This window comes from Collinsella intestinalis DSM 13280 (assembly GCF_000156175.1).
In the GTDB taxonomy this organism is placed as follows: domain Bacteria; phylum Actinomycetota; class Coriobacteriia; order Coriobacteriales; family Coriobacteriaceae; genus Collinsella; species Collinsella intestinalis.
Genome location: NZ_GG692710.1, coordinates 768,875 through 786,422, shown reverse-complemented (window position 1 = coordinate 786,422; position 17,548 = coordinate 768,875). Strand labels below are relative to the sequence as shown.

Genomic DNA, 17,548 nt, shown 5'->3' with positions numbered 1-17,548 from the left:
AATGTGAACGCGCGCGAAGGGCAGGTGCCGTGATATGGAACCCGATCTGGTCAAACTCATGCAGGCTTTGATCGATGTGGCCGAGGGCCGTGCGCCGGCGGACCTTGTGTTCGTGAATGCGCGCATCGTCGATGTGTATCGCTTGCGCGTGGCGCGCGGACAGGTTGCGGTGAAGTCCGGTTGCATCGCGGGCGTGCTGTTCGAGGGTCGCGATTGCGAGGACGCCTCCGTTCCCGCATGGGAGGCGATGCGCGTCGTCGACTGCCAGGGCCGTTACCTCGCCCCTGGCTTCATCGATGGCCACCTGCATATCGAGAGCTCGAATATCCGCCCGGCTGAGTATGCCCGCATGGCCCTCGCCCGCGGCACCACCACCGCCATCGCCGACAGCCACGAGATCGCCAACGTGTGCGGCCTCGACGGCCTTGCGTTCATGATTGAGGACGCCTCGCGCGCGCCGCTCGACATTAAGTTCATGATGCCCTCCTGTGTCCCCGCCCTTCCCGACGAGCAGGCGGGTGCGGTCATTACTGCGGCGGATATGCGGGCCTTCACGGACGAACATCGCGGCGCGATCTTCGGCCTGGGCGAGATGATGAACCTCCCCGGGGTCTTTGGCGCCGACGAGGAGACGTGCCGCCGCATCGCGGTCGGCGCGCAGACCGTCTCCGGCCAGGTGGACGGTCACGCGCCCATGACGGCGGGCAACGACCTCAACGCCTATGTCGCGGCCGGTGTCATCGCCGACCACGAGAACACGGGGGTGGAGGAGGCGCTCGACGAGCTCTCCCGCGGCATGTACGTGATGCTTCGCGAGGGCACCTGCAGCCACGACCTCGCCAGCCTCGCTCCGATCATCCTCGAGAACCCCGCGCTCGCGCGTCGCTGCTGTTTTGCGACGGACGATCGCGCCCCCTCGGACGCGCTCAATATCGGCATGATTGATAACGCTTGCCGCGTGGCGGTCGAGGAGGGGATCGACCCGGTGATCGCCATCTCCATGGCGACGCTCTCCACGGCGGACGTCTTCGGCCTCGACCACGGCACGCTGTGCGCGCAGGTCCGCCGCGGCTCGATCGCCCCGGGCAAGCGCGCCGACATCCTGCTGCTCGACGACCTCTCGTTCACCGAGCCGCCGCATCGCGTGTACAGTGCGGGTGAGCTCGTCGCCGAGGACGGCGCCTTTGTGGGACGCGTCGCCCCGGTTGACTCGCGCTGCGGCCTGCTTGAGCTGGAGGGCCGCCTGCGCGATACCGTCCATCTGCCCAAGCTCTCGCTCGACGTCTTTTCCTATGAATTCCGCCCCGGCGAGGCCGTCATCGACGTGCTTCCCGGCAACGCCGTCACCGGCACGGCGCATCCGGAAACGGATGAGGGTCTACGCCGCATCATGCTCATTGAGCGTCATGGCCGCGGCGTCGCGGCACAAGGGGCCGGCGTGGACGGCGGCGGGCCTGCGGGCGCGGGGCTGGCGGGAAAGCACATCGGCCAAGGTTGGGTGCGCGGTTTTACCATCACGGGCGGGGCCATCGCGAGCACCATCGGACACGATTCGCATAATGTCTGCGTGGTGGGAGACAACCCGGCGGACATGCTCGCGGCTGTCGAGGCCGTGGGGCAAGGCGGCTTCGTTCTCGTGCGGGACGGCGAGGTCGTCGCCAAGATCGACCTGCCGCTCGGCGGCCTCATGAGCGATAAGACGGCGGAAGAAGTCGCCCGCGAGCACGATTCCTTCATGGGGGCGGCCCGCGCGATGGGCATCGAGCCTCCACTCGACCCGATCATGGGCATGATCTTCCTGCCGCTGCCCGTCATTCCCACCCTGCGCATCAGGCCCGAGGGCATGTTCGACGTGACCAGGTTCCAGTACGCATAGGGGATTGAAGCGCCCTGAGCGAGCGTCCTGAGCTGCCCTCGGTTTGAAGCTCCTTTGATGGGGGCTGCTTGCGACGTGGCCGACTGGGTACCCTAAGGTGAAGCCGCAGGATCCGTGCGATTGCGTCTGCCGACGCGCGGACCTGCCGATATTTTGGGAGGTCACACGTATGGCCAGCAAGATAAAACTCATCGCCTCCGATATGGATGGCACGCTCCTCGACGAAAACGGCCAAGTGCCGCCGGAGACGTTCGACCTCATCCTCGCCCTGAGGGGGCGCGGCGTGCGTTTCGTCGCGAGCTCCGGGCGCCGGTACGATCGCCTCTGCGATTTTTTCTCTCCGGTGAAGGACCGTATGGATTTTGTCGCGTCCAACGGCGCCCAGGTCTTTGCCGATGGCGTACAGATCGATCGCGAGGTCTATTCGCACCTTGCGATTCGTCGGCTCGCCAAGACGGTCGCCATGTTCCCCAACATGCACCTGGCGCTGTTCGACCGGACCAAGTCCTATCTTCTCGACGATGAGGACAAGTTCGTGCGCGAAGTCGATAAGGACCTGCCCAATGTCGAGCGTATCTACGAGCTGCCCTCGCCGCAGGTGAGCATCATCAAAGCGAGTATCTTCTGCGATGACGGCAACGTGATGGACAACGCCTACGTGCTCCAGCGCGAGCTCGGTGGCCTTTTCACGTTCGCCCCCTCGGGTAGTTCCTACATCGACGCCATGCAGCCAGGCATATCGAAGGCATCGGGCATCGCCCAGGTCATGGAGTATCACGGTATCGATGCGTCCGAGGTCATGGCGTTCGGCGACGCGATGAACGACTATGAGATCATCCGCTTTGTGGGGACGGGCTGTGCGATGGCGAACGGAAGACCCGCCTTGCGTGCCGTGGCAGATCGCGTGATCGGCAGCAATGTCGAGCATGCGGTGCAGTCCGAGATGCGACGCGTTCTCGAATCTCTGTAACGGGCGAGAGCCTTCGCCCCCTCGACCGTGGATTGTACGTGGTCGGAGGCGAAATCGGATAGACTAGGAGCACTGCATCGCAATGGAGTGCGCTTCACCACAAGGTCGATTGCGCCGCCTCACATCGTTCGAAAGGACCCCCTCATGACAGAGACACCTTCCAGCCGCGTGGTCATCACCGTCCTTGGCAAGAACCGCCCTGGGATCGTCGCCGGTGTGACGAGCATCCTCTCCGAGGCGAACGTGGATATTCGCGATATCACCCAGAGCATCATCGAGGATATCTTCACCATGACGCTTCTCGCGGACGTTTCCAGCGCGACGCTCGATTTCACGCAGCTCCAGGAGGAGCTTGTTTCCGCCGGTGAGACACTCGGCGTGACGGTCGAGATGCAGCGCGAGGACGTCTTCCAATTCATGTACCGCCTGTAGCGGCATGTGCCGCGGGATGGGCATTGCTCCATCCGTCGGCTCGCTGCGCCAGACTCGTTCAGCCCGCCCCGGCCGCGTGCCGGGGCGCTCGTCAAAGAAGGAGCCCCATGTCCTACGACGCGCATAACATCTACTATCGCTTTGACGATCACTTGAGTCGCCTCGTCCTCGACTACGAGGCGAGCCGTCGTGTGGACGGGGCGTCCGAGCGCCTGTATCACGACATTCCCTCGGAGGAATACGGTGAGGATATCTTCCACGCCTACGACGTCAAGCGCGGCCTGCGAAATGTCGACGGGTCCGGCGTCGTTGCCGGTCTCACGCGCATCTCCGATGTCCATGGCTACAAGCGCGTCGATGGGAAAGTCGTGCCCGATGAGGGTCATCTGATCCTGCGCGGCTACGACATCGAGGATCTCATCACCAATGCGCAGGCCGAGGGCCGCTTTGGCTACGAGGAGGTCGCCTACCTACTCATCACCGGCGAGCTTCCGACTGCCGAGGAACTCGATGATTTCAACGGCCGCCTCGGTGCCTATCGTCACCTGTCGAGCGAATTCGTTCGTCAGTTCCCGATCACCACAGTGAGTCCCTCGATCATGAATGCGCTCCAGCGCGCCGTTCTGTTGCTGTACGCGTTTGATGCAGACCCCGACAACATCACGCCCGAACATGAGGTCGACGTCGCGATCTCGCTGCTGTCCCGTTTGCCGCGTCTGGCTGCGTTCGCGCAGACCTTCCATAGCGCCCAGGTGAGCGGCAAACGCGCGTCTGTCCCCATTCCCGAGGCGGGTTTTTCGACCGCCGAGGCGATCTTGCAGATCCTGCGCGGCGAGGACGGTTACACGCGTGAAGATGCCATGCTTCTCGACGTCATGCTCATGCTTCACGCGGAGCATGGCGGTGGCAACAACTCCACCTTCGCCTGCCGCGTGCTTTCGAGTTCCGGAACGGATGCCTATTCCGCTTATGCCGCGGCGATCGGCTCGCTCAAGGGCCCGCGCCATGGCGGCGCCAACGCCAAGGTCATGGCGATGCACGAGGACATCCGCGCCAACGTTGGTGACTGGGAGAACGAAGACGAGCTGGCTGCCTATCTCGAAAAGATCCTGCGCCGCCAGGCGTTCGACGGCAGCGGCCTCATCTACGGCATGGGACACGCGGTCTACACGCTTTCCGACCCGCGTGCGGTGCTGTGCAAGCGCTACGCCCGCGGCCTTGCGAACGCCAAGGGCATGGGGGCGGAGTTCGAGCTCATTGAGCGCATCGAGAAGCTCGCGCCCCAGGTGATGGTCGATGTCCGCGGCACCACCAAGCCCATCTGCGCGAACATCGACTTGTACACCGGTTTCATCTACAAGATGCTTGGAATTCCCGAGGCCATGTTCACGCCGCTGTTCGCCGTCGCCCGTACCGCGGGCTGGGCTGCCCACCGCATGGAGGAGCTCATTTGCGCTCACCGCATCATCCGTCCGGCATATCGCTCGGTGCTCGAGTCCGGTGAGTACATTCCGCTGGACAAGCGCGCCAAGTACCGCGGCTGTATCGCGGGATAGGGACGCGTCGTCTGCCGAATTGGGGACGTGGTGCTTTTGTGCACCCGTCCCCTTTCCTTGTCGGTGTGGTAGCATTGACAAGATATTTTGACTTGGTCGGAAACCAAGTCACCCCTTTGTCCTGGTCGGTAACCAGGACGCGACCAGAAGAGGAGCCCTGCCATGAAGTCTGGCATCCATCCCGAGTATGTGGAGTGCACGGTGCGCTGCAGCTGCGGCAACACCTTCAAGACCCATTCCACCAAGTCCGAGATCCAGGTCGAGCTCTGCAACGAGTGCCACCCGTTCTACACCGGCCAGCAGAAGTTCGTCGACACCGGTGGACGCGTCCAGCGCTTCGCCGACAAGTTCGGTGGCGCCGCTCAGGCCGCCCTCGAGCGCGAGGCCGCCAAGAAGGCCGCCAAGCAGGCCGCTGCCGAGGAGGCCGCTGCCAAGAAGGCTGCCGAGCGCGAGGCCAAGCTTGCCGAGAAGGCCAAGCGTGCCGCTGAGTACGAGAAGAAGGCTGCCGCTGAGGCCGCCAAGAAGGCCGAGGAGGCTCCTGTCGAGGAGACCGCCGCTGAGGCCGAGGTCGAGACCGAGGCTGCTGCCGAGTAGCTTTCGTCTGGCATGACGTACGCATAAAGCCCCGTGCCCGTTTGGGTGCGGGGCTTTATGCATATATGTGCGCGAGACATGTGCTACGACGCGGGCGTTCGAGGGGCCATAAGCGCTACGGAGATAGTTTCCCTGTGAGGACGTATATCTTGCGCATAGTATGCGTTCCATTTGGCTAAAGTTTCCTTAATTGTGTCTATGCCCCATGCATAGCAGCATGCGGATGCTCCGTGTGCGTGTGTATGGGTCATCGTGAAGAGGAAACCAAATGGGATTCGTTTCTAAGCTGCTCTCCTTCGGCGCCGACAAGGACCTGAAGCGTTATTGGAAGACCGTCGATGCCATCAACGGTCTCGAGCCCAAGTACCAGGCCATGGACTCCGAGGAGCTCCAGGATCAGACGAGGGTCCTGCGCGAGCGACTCGCAGCGGGGGAGACCCTCGACGACCTGCTGCCCGATGCTTTCGCCGTTGTGCGTGAGGCCTCTCGCCGCACGCTCGGCCTGCGCCATTTCGACGTGCAGCTCATCGGCGGAATGGCTCTGCATGACGGTATGATTTCCGAGATGAAGACGGGCGAGGGCAAGACCCTCGTCTCCACGCTTGCCGGCTATCTCAACGCACTCGCCGGTAAGGGCGTCCATATCGTCACCGTCAACGACTATCTCGCCAAGCGCGACTCCGAGTGGATGGGCCATATCTACCGCTTCCTCAAGCTCGAGGTCGGTCTGCTGCAGAATGGCATGCCGCTCGATCAGAAGCGCCGCGCTTACGATGCCGATGTCACATACGGCACCAACTCCGAGTTCGGTTTCGACTACCTGCGTGACAACATGGTTCTGCGCGCCGGTCAGCGCGTTCAGCGCGGCCACGCATTCGCCATCGTCGACGAGGTTGACTCCATCTTGATCGATGAGGCGCGCACGCCCCTCATCATCTCCGGTGCCGGCACCAAGAGTGCCAGCACCTACAAGGATTTCGCCCGCGCCGTCCGCGGCCTCACTCAGGGTGAGGAGGTCAATTTCGACATGCTTTCCGGTGAGGCGGTCGAGGCCACCGGTGACTTCGTCATGGACGAGGCCAAGCACACCATCGCCGCCACCGAGCAGGGCCTGAAGAAGATCGAGCAGCGCCTCGGTATCGAAGATATCTACAGCGATCTGTCCGGCGCCCTCGTCAACCATCTGCAGCAGGCGCTCAAAGCCCAGTACATGTTCCACCGCGACAAGCAGTACGTGGTGACCAACGGCGAGGTCAAGATCGTCGATGAGTTCACCGGCCGCATCATGGAGGGCCGTCGCTACTCCGAGGGCCTGCATCAGGCCATCGAGGCCAAAGAGGGCGTGCTGGTCCGCGAGGAGAACCAGACGCTGGCCACCATCACCCTGCAGAACTACTTCCGCCTCTACGACAAGCTCTCCGGCATGACCGGTACGGCCATCACCGAGGATGCCGAGTTCCGCGAGATCTACAACCTGCCCGTTCAGGTCATCCCCACCAACCGCCCCGTCGCCCGCGTCGATCACGACGACCTGGTGTACCGCACCATCGACGCCAAGTTCAACGCGGTCGCCGATGAGATCGAGCAGCGCCATGCTGCCGGTCAGCCCGTCTTGGTGGGCACCGTGTCCATCGAGAGCTCCGAGCGTCTGTCTCGCCTGCTCAACAAGCGCGGCATCAAGCACGAGGTCCTGAACGCCAAGTTCCATGAGCGCGAGGCTCAGATCGTCGCTCAGGCCGGTCGCCTGGGCGCCGTGACCATCGCCACCAACATGGCCGGCCGTGGTACGGACATCTTGCTCGGTGGCAATGCCGAGGAGATGACCGTCGAGGAGCTCATGGGCTTCGACTTTGGCGTGGACGCCACGGTTGTCGAGCGCATTCTGCGCGAGGCGAACTGGGAGCTCGTGGATGGCATCGAGCGCGGTGCCGAGCGCGTGGGCGAGCCCGCCGAGCGCGAGGGCTTCCCGCTCATGCTCACCGGCCTGCAGGAGCTCGGCATCGATATCACCGCCGAGCAGCTCGCCGATATCGCCCTCAAGCGCGAGCAGATCGGCGACAAGATGGCCGCCATGTGCCGTGCCGAGCACGATCGCGTTGTCGCGGCTGGCGGTTTGACTGTCATTGGCACCGAGCGCCACGAATCTCGTCGTATCGACAACCAGCTTCGCGGCCGCGCCGGCCGTCAGGGCGACGCGGGTGAGACTCAGTTCTACCTTTCGCTCGAGGACGACCTCATGCGTATGTTCGGCGGCGAGCGCATGGAGAAGATCTCCAACCTCATGGTCGCCACCGAGATGGGCGACGACATGCCCATCCAGCACAAGATGATTTCCAAGGCCGTCGAGGGTGCCCAGCGCAAGGTCGAGAACATCAACTTCTCCATGCGTAAGAACGTTCTCGAGTATGACGACGTCATGAACAAGCAGCGTCAGGTCATTTACGCCGAGCGTAACAAGATCCTGGATGGCAAGGACCTCTCCGATCATATCGACGAGGTCATTGGCGACACCATCAACCGCTGTGTGACGGAGTTCTGCCCCGTCGACTCCCATGATGGCGAGCGCGATCTCGAGGGTCTGCATAAGTGGGTCGTCGAGCTCACCGGACGCCCGGACGCCCCCGCGTTCGAAGATGCGCCCTACAACGCTCTGTGCGAGCAGGTCCTCGACTTTGTGAAGCACATGTACGACGCCAAGGCCGAGCGCCTGGGCTCCGACCTCATGGGCGAGCTCGACCGTCAGGTCATGCTGCGCGTGATCGACACGCGCTGGATGGGCTACCTGCAGGAGATGGACTACCTCAAGCAGGGTATCGGCCTGCGCGGCTTCGGCCAGCGCGATCCTCTCGTCGAGTACAAGACGGAGGCCTTCCGTGCCTTCCGCATGTTGGTTGACACCATGTACGAGGATTATCTTCGCACCGTTTTGCGCACCGAGTTCAAGGACCCGGGTGCGGTCCGCAACCGTCTTGAGGCCGAGAAGGCCCCGGCCCTGTCCGGTGTCCGCATGAGCGGCCCGGCCGAGGTCGACGGCGACACCGGCTCTTCGACCATCCAGCAGCACGCCGCCCAGCAGGCTGCCACCGCCGGCGCCGGTCATGCCCCGCAGGGTGCCGATGGCACGGCCGGCTCCACCGTGCGCACGTATCGCAAGGACGAGAGCGGCGACCCGTATGCCAACGTGGGCCGCAATGATCCCTGCCCCTGTGGCAGCGGCAAGAAGTTCAAGAACTGCCATGGCAGGAACCGCTAATGGCCGATGAGAGCCGCAGCGTTGTGACCCCCGCCGATCTGGACGCCCTCGAGGCGCGCCTTACCGAGGTCGAGGCATATCTGCACATCGATGAGGCCCGCGGCCGCGTGGGCGAATTGGAGCAGGCGAGCGCCGCCCCCGGTTTTTGGGACGATGCCGATGCGGCTCGCGCGCACATGGCCGAGCTCGCCCAGGTGAAGGGTGACGTGGCGCTTGTGGATGGCGCGCGTGAGCGCCTGTCCGACGCCCGCGCCGCCCTCGAGCTCGCCGAGGAGATGGGGGAGGAGGGCGGCGCTGAATTCGTCGCCGAGGCCACCGAGGCCGCTGCCGAACTCACGCACTCCATCGATGAGATGGAGCTCTCCAGCTGGTTCACCGGTGAATTCGACCATGGCAGCGCGATTCTGTCCATCAAGCCCGGGCAGGGTGGCCTGGAGGCCCAGGATTGGACCTTCATGCTGTTCAAGATGTACATGAAGTACTGCGCCCGCCGCGGTTGGAAGGTCACGGTCAACGATTGCCCCGCCGCCGAAGTCATCGGTATCGACCGAGCCACCATCACGGTCGAGGGCAAGGACGCGTTCGGCATGCTTCGCGCTGAGGCCGGTGTGCACCGCCTGGTGCGCATCAGCCCCACGGATGCCAAGAAGCGCCGCCAGACCACCTTCGCCGGCGTCGAGGTCATTCCCGTTCTTCCCGATGACATCCAGATCGAGGTTGCGCCCGACGATATTCGTGTGGACGTCTACCATGCGAGTGGCCCCGGTGGCCAGGGCGTCAACACCACCGACTCCGCGGTCCGCGTGACGCACATCCCCACGGGCATCGTGGTCACCTGTCAAAACGAGCGCAGCCAGATTCAGAACAAGGCCGCGTGCATGCAGATCCTGAAGGCTCGCCTCTACGAGCTCGAACTGCAGAAGCGCGAGGACACGCTCGACGAGATTCGAGGTCCCAAGACTGAGATCGGCTTTGGCAACCAGATTCGCAGCTACGTCCTGTATCCGTATCAGATGGTGAAGGACCTGCGCTGCGGCGTGGAGACGAGTAACGTCGACGGCGTGCTGGAGGATGGCGACCTGGACCCGTTCATCATCGGGTATCACCGTTGGGCAACCGAGCAGGCGGAGTAGGGCACATGGCACGGCGTATCGACATCAACCGCATCATTCAATCTCAATTCATGCGTGACCTGCCGGCCATCATGCTCGGTTGCGCCATCGCTGCGTTCGCCACGGACGTGTTCATGATTCCCAACGGTCTCGCGGCAGGCGGGCTCACCGGTCTTGCAACCATCATCGCCGAGCTCGGCCGTAGGGCCGGCATCAGCCTGCCCGTCGGTATACAGACCATCGTCATGAACGCGCTGCTGCTGCTTGTGGTGGTGCGCTCCGGTGGCCTCAAGTACGTCGTGCAGACCGTCACCGGTTTTGTGCTCTTCGGCTTCTTCACCGACCTGTTCGCCCCGTTCGTCCTGCACCTGCAGCATGAGGACATCATGCTTTCGGCGCTGTGGGGCGGCATCGTGTCGGGCATCGGTTACGGCCTGGTGTTCCGCTGCGGCGCCAACACGGGTGGGTCGGATACCATCGGCCAGATCATCGCTCGCAAGAGCTCCCTGCCCGTGGGCGCCACGGTCATGGCGATCGACGTGGCGGTGTGTGCGGCGTCGGCGCCGGTGTTCTCGGTTGCCAACGCATTGTACGCAGCCCTGTCCATGGTGCTCATGGGCTATGTAGTGGATATGGTCGTCGACGGCGGCAACACCCAGCGCGCCGCATTCATCATCTCCGACCATTTCGAGGATATCGAGCACGACATCCTGCATGCCATGGACCGCGGATGCACGCGCCTGATGGCTCAGGGTTCCTGGACCAAGAAGGACCGTCCGGTCCTGTTCTTCGTGCTTTCCCGTCGCGAGATCTCGATCATCAAGACCATCGTTTACGAGCACGATGCCGACGCGATGCTCATCATCACCGACGTGAACGAGGCCATCGGCTACGGCTTCAAGTCCGTCGGCTAGCGCGCGCCACGGACCTCAATGTAGGGATAGTCCCTAAATTGAGGCGGGCGCGTCTGCCGTGTTGCTTTGATGGTAGCGGCCCCATCTTGCTAAAATATTCAAGTCTGTAGTTCAAACGCACGACTCTAAGGAGCTCTAGTGGGTAACCACTTCCGTACGCCGAGCGAAGAGCCGGTGACGCCGCAGGTGCCGCAGGTCGGCACGCCCGCGCCGTCGCACGCCGAGCCTTCGTCCTCCGCGCAGGACCGCCTGTTTGAGCAGCCTGTCCAGCATTCCGTATTCGATGCCTCCGCACCTGCCGCCGACATTGCCTCGGCTGAGGGCTTTGCGCCCTTGCACCAGCGCGAGGCGGCCGCGGCGCCTCAGGCTGCCGCCAATCCCCTGTTCAGCGTTCCCTCGCCCGAGGATGTCCCGGCCTCGCGCCCGAACATCCCCTCGCCGATGGATCCCGCTGTGCCGGCGCCCCAGGAGACCGCCCAGCCCGGTGTCTTCATGACGCAGGCCGGTCCCGCCTCCGGCGTCATCACCGCCGATCAGGCAGATGAGGTCGCATCCCTGGACGCGGCGCTCGCTAACAACCCCGACTTCACCACGGTGTTCGCCCCGGTCGAGGATTCCCGTGCCCGCCAGGCCCGCGAGGCTGGTGTCGAGCCCGTGATCCTCATGGAGCACGTCACCAAGGTCTACCCCGCGCAGCCCAACAAGCCCGCGCTGGACGACGTGAACCTCGAGATCTATCCCGGTGAGTTCGTCTTTCTCGTCGGTCACTCCGGTTCCGGCAAGACCACGCTGCTCAACACGATGCTTCGCAACGTCAAGCCCACGAGCGGCCGCGTGATCGTCGCGGGCCAGGACCTCATGAAGATCAAGAACCGCAAGATCCCGTTCCTCCGCCGTCAGATCGGCGCCGTGTTCCAGGACTACAAGCTCCTGCCCAATCGCACGGCTTACGAGAACGTGGCGTTCGCCCTGCAGTGCATCGGCAAGCCCAAGGCCGTCATCAAGGCCCAGGTTCCCGAGGTGCTGCGCCTGGTCGGCCTGGCCGAGCAGATGGACTCCCTGCCCGATCAGCTCTCCGGTGGCGAGCAGCAGCGCGTCTCCGTTGCCCGCGCCATGGTCAACCGCCCGCCGCTGCTCATCTGCGACGAGCCCACGGGCAATCTCGACCCTGCGATCTCGCTGGGCATCATGAAGCTCCTCGAGCGCATCAACCGCACCGGCACGACCGTGATCGTGGCCACGCATGACCGCGCGATGGTCGACTCCATGCAGCGCCGCGTCATCGCCCTCGAGGGCGGCCGCGTGATCCGCGACCAGGAGAGGGGAGGCTACGGCAACTATGGCGCCTTCTAATTTCGGCTATTCCATCAAAGAGGCTTTCCGCCACTTCTTCCGCAACTGGACGACGTCCTTCGGCGCCGTCATCACTATCTTCCTGTCGCTGTTCATCATCGGCCTGTTCATCATCGGCTCCGTGCTGGTGAACTCCGCGATCGGCAACGTCGAGGACCAGGTGACCATCCAGGCTTACATCTCCGACAGCGCTTCCGATGAGGATGTCGAGGATTACCAGGATGAGCTCGAGCGCATGGACAACGTCAAGAACGTCGAGTTCGTGAGCAAGGAGGACGCGCTGGAGGAGTACAGCTCCACCATCTCCGGCAACGCCGACGCGACGCTTTCCGCTCTGGACGGTCAGAACCCCCTGCCGCGCTCCTTCCGCATCGAGATGGAGGACCCGTCCCAGGTCGAGGCCATGGCCGAGAAGATCAAGGACGATTCGGGCTTCCGCAAGATCGTCGATGACGCCGATCCCGAGGTCGACGACAAAGACGCCGATGTGGCTGAGAACGTTCGTTATGGTCAGGAGGAGGTCGGTCGCCTCTTCCAGCTGACTGGCTACATTCGCGTGGCCGCTGTGGTGTTGGTTGCCCTGCTCACCTTCGTGGCGTTCATCTTCATCAACAACACCATCCGTCTGTCCATCACCGCCCGTCGTCGCGAGATCGCCATCATGCGTCTCGTCGGCGCCTCCAACGGCTTCATCCGCGGGCCCTTTATCACCGAGGGTGTGCTGCAGGCCCTGCTCGGCGCCCTGTTCTCCATCGGCGTGCTTGAGCTGTTCCGCAACCTCGTCATCCCCAAGGTTGCTGAGAGCATCAGTTGGATGAGCTTCGCCGTGCCGATGAACATCTACTTCGCAACGTACGGCTCGCTTGTGCTGCTCGGCGTGATCATCGGCCTGTTCGGCTCGGCTATCGCCATGAGGCGCTACCTCAAGGTGTAGCGCGCGAACATTGTTCGATCCCATCGGAGACCCCCTGGGATATCCCACGTAAACGTCCTTGACCGGCGAGCTATGCTCGTCGGTCTGCGGAATGTTTACTTAGGGATGTCCCAGGGGGTCTCCTGCTCTCACGATGCTGCGCGCGTGTTGGGCATGGTCGTGGGGGTGATGTTGGCCCTGGTGATGCCTTGGCTTCGGCGGCTTGGCTTTTGGTGCGGACCGGGCAGGGGCTTGTTGGGTTGGGTAAAAGGGGCGGTAGCTTAGATTTCACCCTGTGATTGAAAGGAATGCATGGGTAGAGGTAGACATTCGAAGAACGGACGGCGTGGGCCCGCTCGGTCGCGGAGGCTTCCGGGACTGACGGGAACGGTGCGGGTGTATGACGCTCGCGCTGAGGTGGAGACGGCCGAGGGCGTGTATCGCCTGGGATCGCGCTCCATGCGCGAGGCCATGCCGGGAGATCGCGTATATGTGAGTTTGCATCGCGGCAAGGGCGGAGCCCGTCGTGCCGTTGTGGAGCACGTGATCGATCGTGCCGTCGCGGCGATTGTGGGCGTGTTCGAGCCTGCGGGGCCGTTGGGCGCCGTGCGCCCGCTTGACGCGCGCATCAAGCAGGATTTCTTCGTGCTGCCAGCCGACGATTCCCCGCGGCGTTTGGGTGTGGAGCCGGGCGACATCGTGTCCGCGCGCATCGTGGACTATCCGTCGCGCACGGAGTCCGGCGTGGTGACGCTCGAGCGGCGCATCGGCGATGCCAACGAGCCGAGTCTGGGCATCGAGTGCGTCATGGCCCGTTATGGGCTCGTGGACGGCTATCCGCAGGCAGCGGTCGACGAGGCTGCGTCGCTTGCGGTCGATGTCGAAGGCGCCCTGGCCGATCCACTGCGTCGTGATATCCGTGACCGCTTCGCTATAACCATCGACCCGGTGGATGCGCGCGATTTCGACGATGCCATTTCCGTCGCGCGCACGGTTCGCGGCGGATGGATGCTCGGTGTGCACATCGCGGACGTCTCGCACTACGTCGACTGGGAGAGCGCCATAGACCTCGAGGCGCGCCGCCGCTCGACCTCGGTGTACCTGGCCGATCGCGTGCTGCCCATGTTGCCTGAGCGTCTGTGCAACGACCTATGCTCTTTGCGGCCCGATGAGGACCGTCTTGCCTTCACGGTCGACATCGAGCTCGACGCCCAGGGTCGCGTGCGGACGTACGAGCCCTATCCGAGCGTGATTCGCTCTCGCGTGCGCATGGATTACGGTGCGGCCGACGCGCTGCTGCGGGAGGGCGAGCCGGATGGCGCCGCACTCGACGCCGCGGCACGTGGACGCGCCGAGCTTGCCGTGGAAGCCGCTCGCGACAACGGCGTGGACCTGCGCGCATTCCTTCGCAACGCCGATGCACTGGCCCGTGCACGCCGTGAGATCCGCCACAAGCGGGGCTCGATCGACTTCGACACGCCGGAGGTCCACGTCCTGCTCGATGAGGCGGGCATGCCCGTCGATATCGTCACGCGCGAGCGCACGGCCGCGACGAGCCTGGTCGAGGAGGCCATGCTGCTCGCCAACGAATGCGTCGCCGAGTTCCTGGCCGATCGCGATCTGGTTTCTGCCTATCGCGTTCATGAGGACCCCTCTCCCGACAGCTTGGCCTCGGCGGCCAAAACGCTCACGGAACTCGGGGCCGTGGAGGGTGGGCTCGCTGCGGGCATCATGCTCGGCGACCCTCGCGCTATTAACGCGGCGGTCGAGGATGCGGCGGGCACGGCGTTTGCCCCACAGGTCAATGCGCTGCTCCTGCGCGCTCAGCAGCGAGCCGTGTACAAATCTCATAACGAGGGTCACTACGCCCTCGGTGCTCGGGCGTACTGCCATTTCACCAGTCCGATTCGCCGATACCCCGATCTGATTGCGCATCGCGTTCTCAAGGTCGCCCTCGCCAAGCATGAGCTTGGGAAGAAGGAGGCGGCTGCTCGTGCTCCGCGACTCACGGGCAAGGGTCCGCAGGCGCTCGGGGCGATTTGCCCGCAGCTCTGCCGACAGGCGAGTGACAACGAGCGAGCGGCCGATGCGGCTGCGAACGCCTCGCAGAAGGTGAAGGTTGCGCAGTTGTACGCCGGTCGTATTGGAGAGCGGGACACGGGAACCGTCTCTTGGATCTCCGACCTCGGTGCATTCGTTCGTCTCGATGCGACAGGTGCGGAGGGGCTGATCCGCATGAACGCCCTGGGTGCCGAGTGGTGGGATTTCGACGATGTGCGCCTCACACTCACGGGCGAGTCGACGGGGACGAGGGTCGGCCTCGGCTGCCGTGTGGTGGTGGAGGTTGCGAGCGTGAACGTCCTGCGCGGACACCTTGACCTCAAGCTGCTTCACGTGAGCGGGTCGGCGTCGTAGTTGACTTTGGCTTAAGCGGTGGGGCGTCGCGCCCGTCCGCTCCGTGCGCTACACTGAGATTTCGACTCTATCAAGGAGGACACTATGGAAATGCCCATTGCGGCGCATGACATCGACTATGCCGAGAATCTGCTCGCCGAGGGTGAGCTTGAGACAGCGGCCGTGTTGTTGGAGGAGCTCGCGTCTGAGGCGGGGGAGTATGCCGACACCGCGTGCATCGCCACGGACGCCCGCCAGTGGTTCAGCTTCTCGAGCCCGTTCGAGTATCTTGCCTATCGCCGTGTCGAGCGCGATCCTCGCGAGCTCTCACAGGTCGAGGCGCCTTTCGATCGCCTGTATGCCGACCTGGCCTACATCTACATCCAGCGTCATGAGTACGAGTCCGCGCGCGACGCCCTCAAGCAGGCTGTGCGCTGGAACCCGATGAACTGCGCGCATCGTCTGAACCTTGCCGAGGTGTTTCGAGCTCTGGGCGACACACAGGAGTGGGCCGCGCTTTCCGCTTCCGTGCTTGACCGCGCGACCACGCCGCAGGCCCTTGCTCGTGCTTTCGCCAACCTTGGTCAGTATTTCCTTGCGGGCGAGAACCTGGCCGCTGCTGAGGGCTGCCGTCGTGCCGCGATTCGCGCCTGCGATGCCGATGCCGCTGCAACCGCTCTCGCCGCGCAGCTCGATAAGGAACATCCCGAGCTCGGCGAGCTTTCGGACGAGGTTGTGAACAAGCAGCTCGAGGAGCATGGCATTGGCACCGGTGCGAACGCCGAGATCGCCGTTTGCCTTCTCATGTGCGCGACAGATGCCGCTTCCGAGGGCGATCGCAACGAGGCGACCCGCTTGACCCTGCTCGCACGTGACTTGGTGGGCGCCCCCGCATGCGAGGCGCTCATCCGCCTGATTCGCGAGTCCGACGCCGAGCTCGCCCGCGAGCGTGAGGAAGCGGCCGCTGGCCAGGGAGCCGCGTCCGCAGAGTCCGACGACGGCGAGGCGACCGATGCCGCACCCGCCGCGCCAGCCGGCTCCGCGTCTTCGGATTCCGTCGACTTCAAGGACGGTGAGTAGCCATGGCCGATGGATTCGCCCGCAAGCCGCGCCGGGAGAAGAAGCTGATCGCCAAGAATCGCTCCGCGCATCATGAGTATTTCATCGATGAGACGTTTGAGTGCGGTCTTGAGCTCGCCGGCACCGAGGTTCGCAGCTTGCGTGAGCGCGCGTGTCAGATCACCGACTCCTTCGCCCTCATTCGCAACGGCGAATGCTGGCTGCACAACGTGCATATCCACCCGTACTCCAACGGCTCGATCTTCAATCGCGACCCCGATCGTCGCCGCAAGTTGCTGTTGCATCGCAAGCAGATCGACTACCTCGACGGCAAGTTGCGCATGCGCGGTGTTGCGCTCGTCCCGCTTGAGCTCTACTTCAACGAGGACGGCCGTGTGAAGCTGTTGCTTGGCCTCGGTCGCGGCAAGAAGCTCTACGACAAGCGCGAGGACATGGCAAAGCGCGACATGCAGCGTGAGATCGACCGCGCCCTCAAGCAGCGAAGCCGATAGTTGGCCGGGATTGTCGAGTGTCCGTCTGCGCCTATTTCGGCCGTCCGCGCCAAGTCCTATACTGGAGGCAAGCGCCTTCAGAAAGGGGAGTGCCATGGCAATCGATTCAACTGCGATGTTCGCTATGAGTTACGGGTTGTACGTGGTGTCCGCCGAGGCCGACGGCCTCAAGGCGGGATGCGTCGTGAACACCGCGGTGCAGGTCACGGCGGACCCGATTCGCATGAGCGTGGCGGTCCACAAGGACAACGTGACCGCCGGCGTCATCAAAAGCGCGGGCGCGTTCACGATTACCGCGATCGATCAGACGGCCGACATGCCCTATATCGGTAACTTCGGCTTCCGTACTAGCGACACGTATGACAAGTTCGCCAAATACGAGACTGCGGTCTCCGAGGTGGGGAGTCCGTATTGTCCCGAGCATGCATGCGCCGTGTACGGCTGTCGCTTGATCGACACGGTCGACGTGGGTACGCATTACTTGTTTGTCGGCGAGGTGGAGCAGGCCGAGCGCCTTTCGGATGAACCCCCGCTCACGTATGCGTACTATCACAGCACGCTCAAGGGCAAGACGCCTCCCAAGGCGAGTTCGTATCAGGCCGAGTAAAAA

Annotated in this window: 14 protein-coding genes; all 14 read left to right on the top strand. The window is 63.6% G+C overall.

The features are described 5' to 3' along the window. Positions 1–34: 34 nt before the first annotated feature. The 14 genes from COLINT_RS03625 to COLINT_RS03560 all read left to right on the top strand — a co-directional run bounded on the left by COLINT_RS03625 (position 35) and on the right by COLINT_RS03560 (position 17,545). Positions 35–1,876, top strand: a complete 1,842-nt coding sequence (locus COLINT_RS03625) for an adenine deaminase (protein WP_006723015.1) — start codon at positions 35–37, stop codon at positions 1,874–1,876. Positions 1,877–2,045: 169 nt separating this feature from the next. Next, complete coding sequence (locus tag COLINT_RS03620; RefSeq protein ID WP_006723014.1) at positions 2,046–2,846, top strand: Cof-type HAD-IIB family hydrolase; 801 nt, start codon at positions 2,046–2,048, stop codon at positions 2,844–2,846. A 144-nt stretch (positions 2,847–2,990) separates the two neighbouring features. Continuing rightward, positions 2,991–3,278 (top strand): ACT domain-containing protein, encoded by a 288-nt coding sequence (locus COLINT_RS03615; protein ID WP_006723013.1) that lies wholly within the window; start codon positions 2,991–2,993, stop codon positions 3,276–3,278. A gap of 107 nt (positions 3,279–3,385) precedes the next feature. Continuing rightward, on the top strand, positions 3,386–4,834 hold the full coding sequence (locus tag COLINT_RS03610; protein ID WP_006723012.1) for a citrate synthase: 1,449 nt from the start codon (positions 3,386–3,388) through the stop codon (positions 4,832–4,834). Positions 4,835–4,996: 162 nt separating this feature from the next. Continuing rightward, on the top strand, positions 4,997–5,428 hold the full coding sequence (gene rpmE / locus COLINT_RS03605; RefSeq protein WP_006723011.1) for a 50S ribosomal protein L31: 432 nt from the start codon (positions 4,997–4,999) through the stop codon (positions 5,426–5,428). 268 nt (positions 5,429–5,696) lie between these two features. After that, positions 5,697–8,681 (top strand): preprotein translocase subunit SecA, encoded by a 2,985-nt coding sequence (secA, locus tag COLINT_RS03600; protein ID WP_006723010.1) that lies wholly within the window; start codon positions 5,697–5,699, stop codon positions 8,679–8,681. Beyond that, entirely contained in the window at positions 8,681–9,814 is a 1,134-nt protein-coding gene (gene prfB / locus COLINT_RS03595) for a peptide chain release factor 2 (RefSeq protein WP_006723009.1), read from the top strand. Before secA ends, prfB begins: the two co-directional genes overlap by 1 nt. A 5-nt stretch (positions 9,815–9,819) precedes the next feature. Further along, positions 9,820–10,707 carry a YitT family protein gene (locus COLINT_RS03590; RefSeq protein ID WP_006723008.1) on the top strand — a complete coding sequence of 296 codons (888 nt, stop codon included), beginning with the start codon at positions 9,820–9,822 and terminating at the stop codon, positions 10,705–10,707. A gap of 138 nt (positions 10,708–10,845) precedes the next feature. Beyond that, positions 10,846–12,060 (top strand): cell division ATP-binding protein FtsE, encoded by a 1,215-nt coding sequence (ftsE, locus tag COLINT_RS03585; RefSeq protein WP_006723007.1) that lies wholly within the window; start codon positions 10,846–10,848, stop codon positions 12,058–12,060. Further along, entirely contained in the window at positions 12,047–12,994 is a 948-nt protein-coding gene (gene ftsX / locus COLINT_RS03580; protein ID WP_006723006.1) for a permease-like cell division protein FtsX, read from the top strand. Before ftsE ends, ftsX begins: the two co-directional genes overlap by 14 nt. A gap of 369 nt (positions 12,995–13,363) precedes the next feature. Continuing rightward, on the top strand, positions 13,364–15,388 hold the full coding sequence (locus COLINT_RS03575; protein WP_006723004.1) for a ribonuclease R family protein: 2,025 nt from the start codon (positions 13,364–13,366) through the stop codon (positions 15,386–15,388). Between the two features lie 84 nt (positions 15,389–15,472). Beyond that, a complete protein-coding gene (locus COLINT_RS03570) occupies positions 15,473–16,447 on the top strand; it encodes a tetratricopeptide repeat protein (protein WP_006723003.1) in 975 nt (324 codons plus the stop codon). A gap of 2 nt (positions 16,448–16,449) precedes the next feature. After that, positions 16,450–16,938 (top strand): SsrA-binding protein SmpB, encoded by a 489-nt coding sequence (smpB, locus tag COLINT_RS03565; protein WP_006723002.1) that lies wholly within the window; start codon positions 16,450–16,452, stop codon positions 16,936–16,938. 94 nt (positions 16,939–17,032) lie between these two features. After that, a complete protein-coding gene (locus tag COLINT_RS03560; RefSeq protein WP_006723001.1) occupies positions 17,033–17,545 on the top strand; it encodes a flavin reductase family protein in 513 nt (170 codons plus the stop codon). Positions 17,546–17,548 lie beyond the last annotated feature (3 nt).

What these genes read in the sequence shown, in the direction of transcription:
- COLINT_RS03615 (WP_006723013.1), top strand. Translation starts at nt 2,991, where the DNA reads ATGACAGAGACACCTTCCAGCCGCGTGGTCATCACCGTCCTTGGCAAG.
- secA (WP_006723010.1), top strand. Translation starts at nt 5,697, where the DNA reads ATGGGATTCGTTTCTAAGCTGCTCTCCTTCGGCGCCGACAAGGACCTG.
- smpB (WP_006723002.1), top strand. Translation starts at nt 16,450, where the DNA reads ATGGCCGATGGATTCGCCCGCAAGCCGCGCCGGGAGAAGAAGCTGATC.
- COLINT_RS03625 (WP_006723015.1), top strand. Translation starts at nt 35, where the DNA reads ATGGAACCCGATCTGGTCAAACTCATGCAGGCTTTGATCGATGTGGCC.
- COLINT_RS03590 (WP_006723008.1), top strand. Translation starts at nt 9,820, where the DNA reads ATGGCACGGCGTATCGACATCAACCGCATCATTCAATCTCAATTCATG.
- rpmE (WP_006723011.1), top strand. Translation starts at nt 4,997, where the DNA reads ATGAAGTCTGGCATCCATCCCGAGTATGTGGAGTGCACGGTGCGCTGC.
- COLINT_RS03620 (WP_006723014.1), top strand. Translation starts at nt 2,046, where the DNA reads ATGGCCAGCAAGATAAAACTCATCGCCTCCGATATGGATGGCACGCTC.
- ftsX (WP_006723006.1), top strand. Translation starts at nt 12,047, where the DNA reads ATGGCGCCTTCTAATTTCGGCTATTCCATCAAAGAGGCTTTCCGCCAC.
- COLINT_RS03570 (WP_006723003.1), top strand. Translation starts at nt 15,473, where the DNA reads ATGGAAATGCCCATTGCGGCGCATGACATCGACTATGCCGAGAATCTG.
- prfB (WP_006723009.1), top strand. Translation starts at nt 8,681, where the DNA reads ATGGCCGATGAGAGCCGCAGCGTTGTGACCCCCGCCGATCTGGACGCC.
- COLINT_RS03560 (WP_006723001.1), top strand. Translation starts at nt 17,033, where the DNA reads ATGGCAATCGATTCAACTGCGATGTTCGCTATGAGTTACGGGTTGTAC.
- COLINT_RS03610 (WP_006723012.1), top strand. Translation starts at nt 3,386, where the DNA reads ATGTCCTACGACGCGCATAACATCTACTATCGCTTTGACGATCACTTG.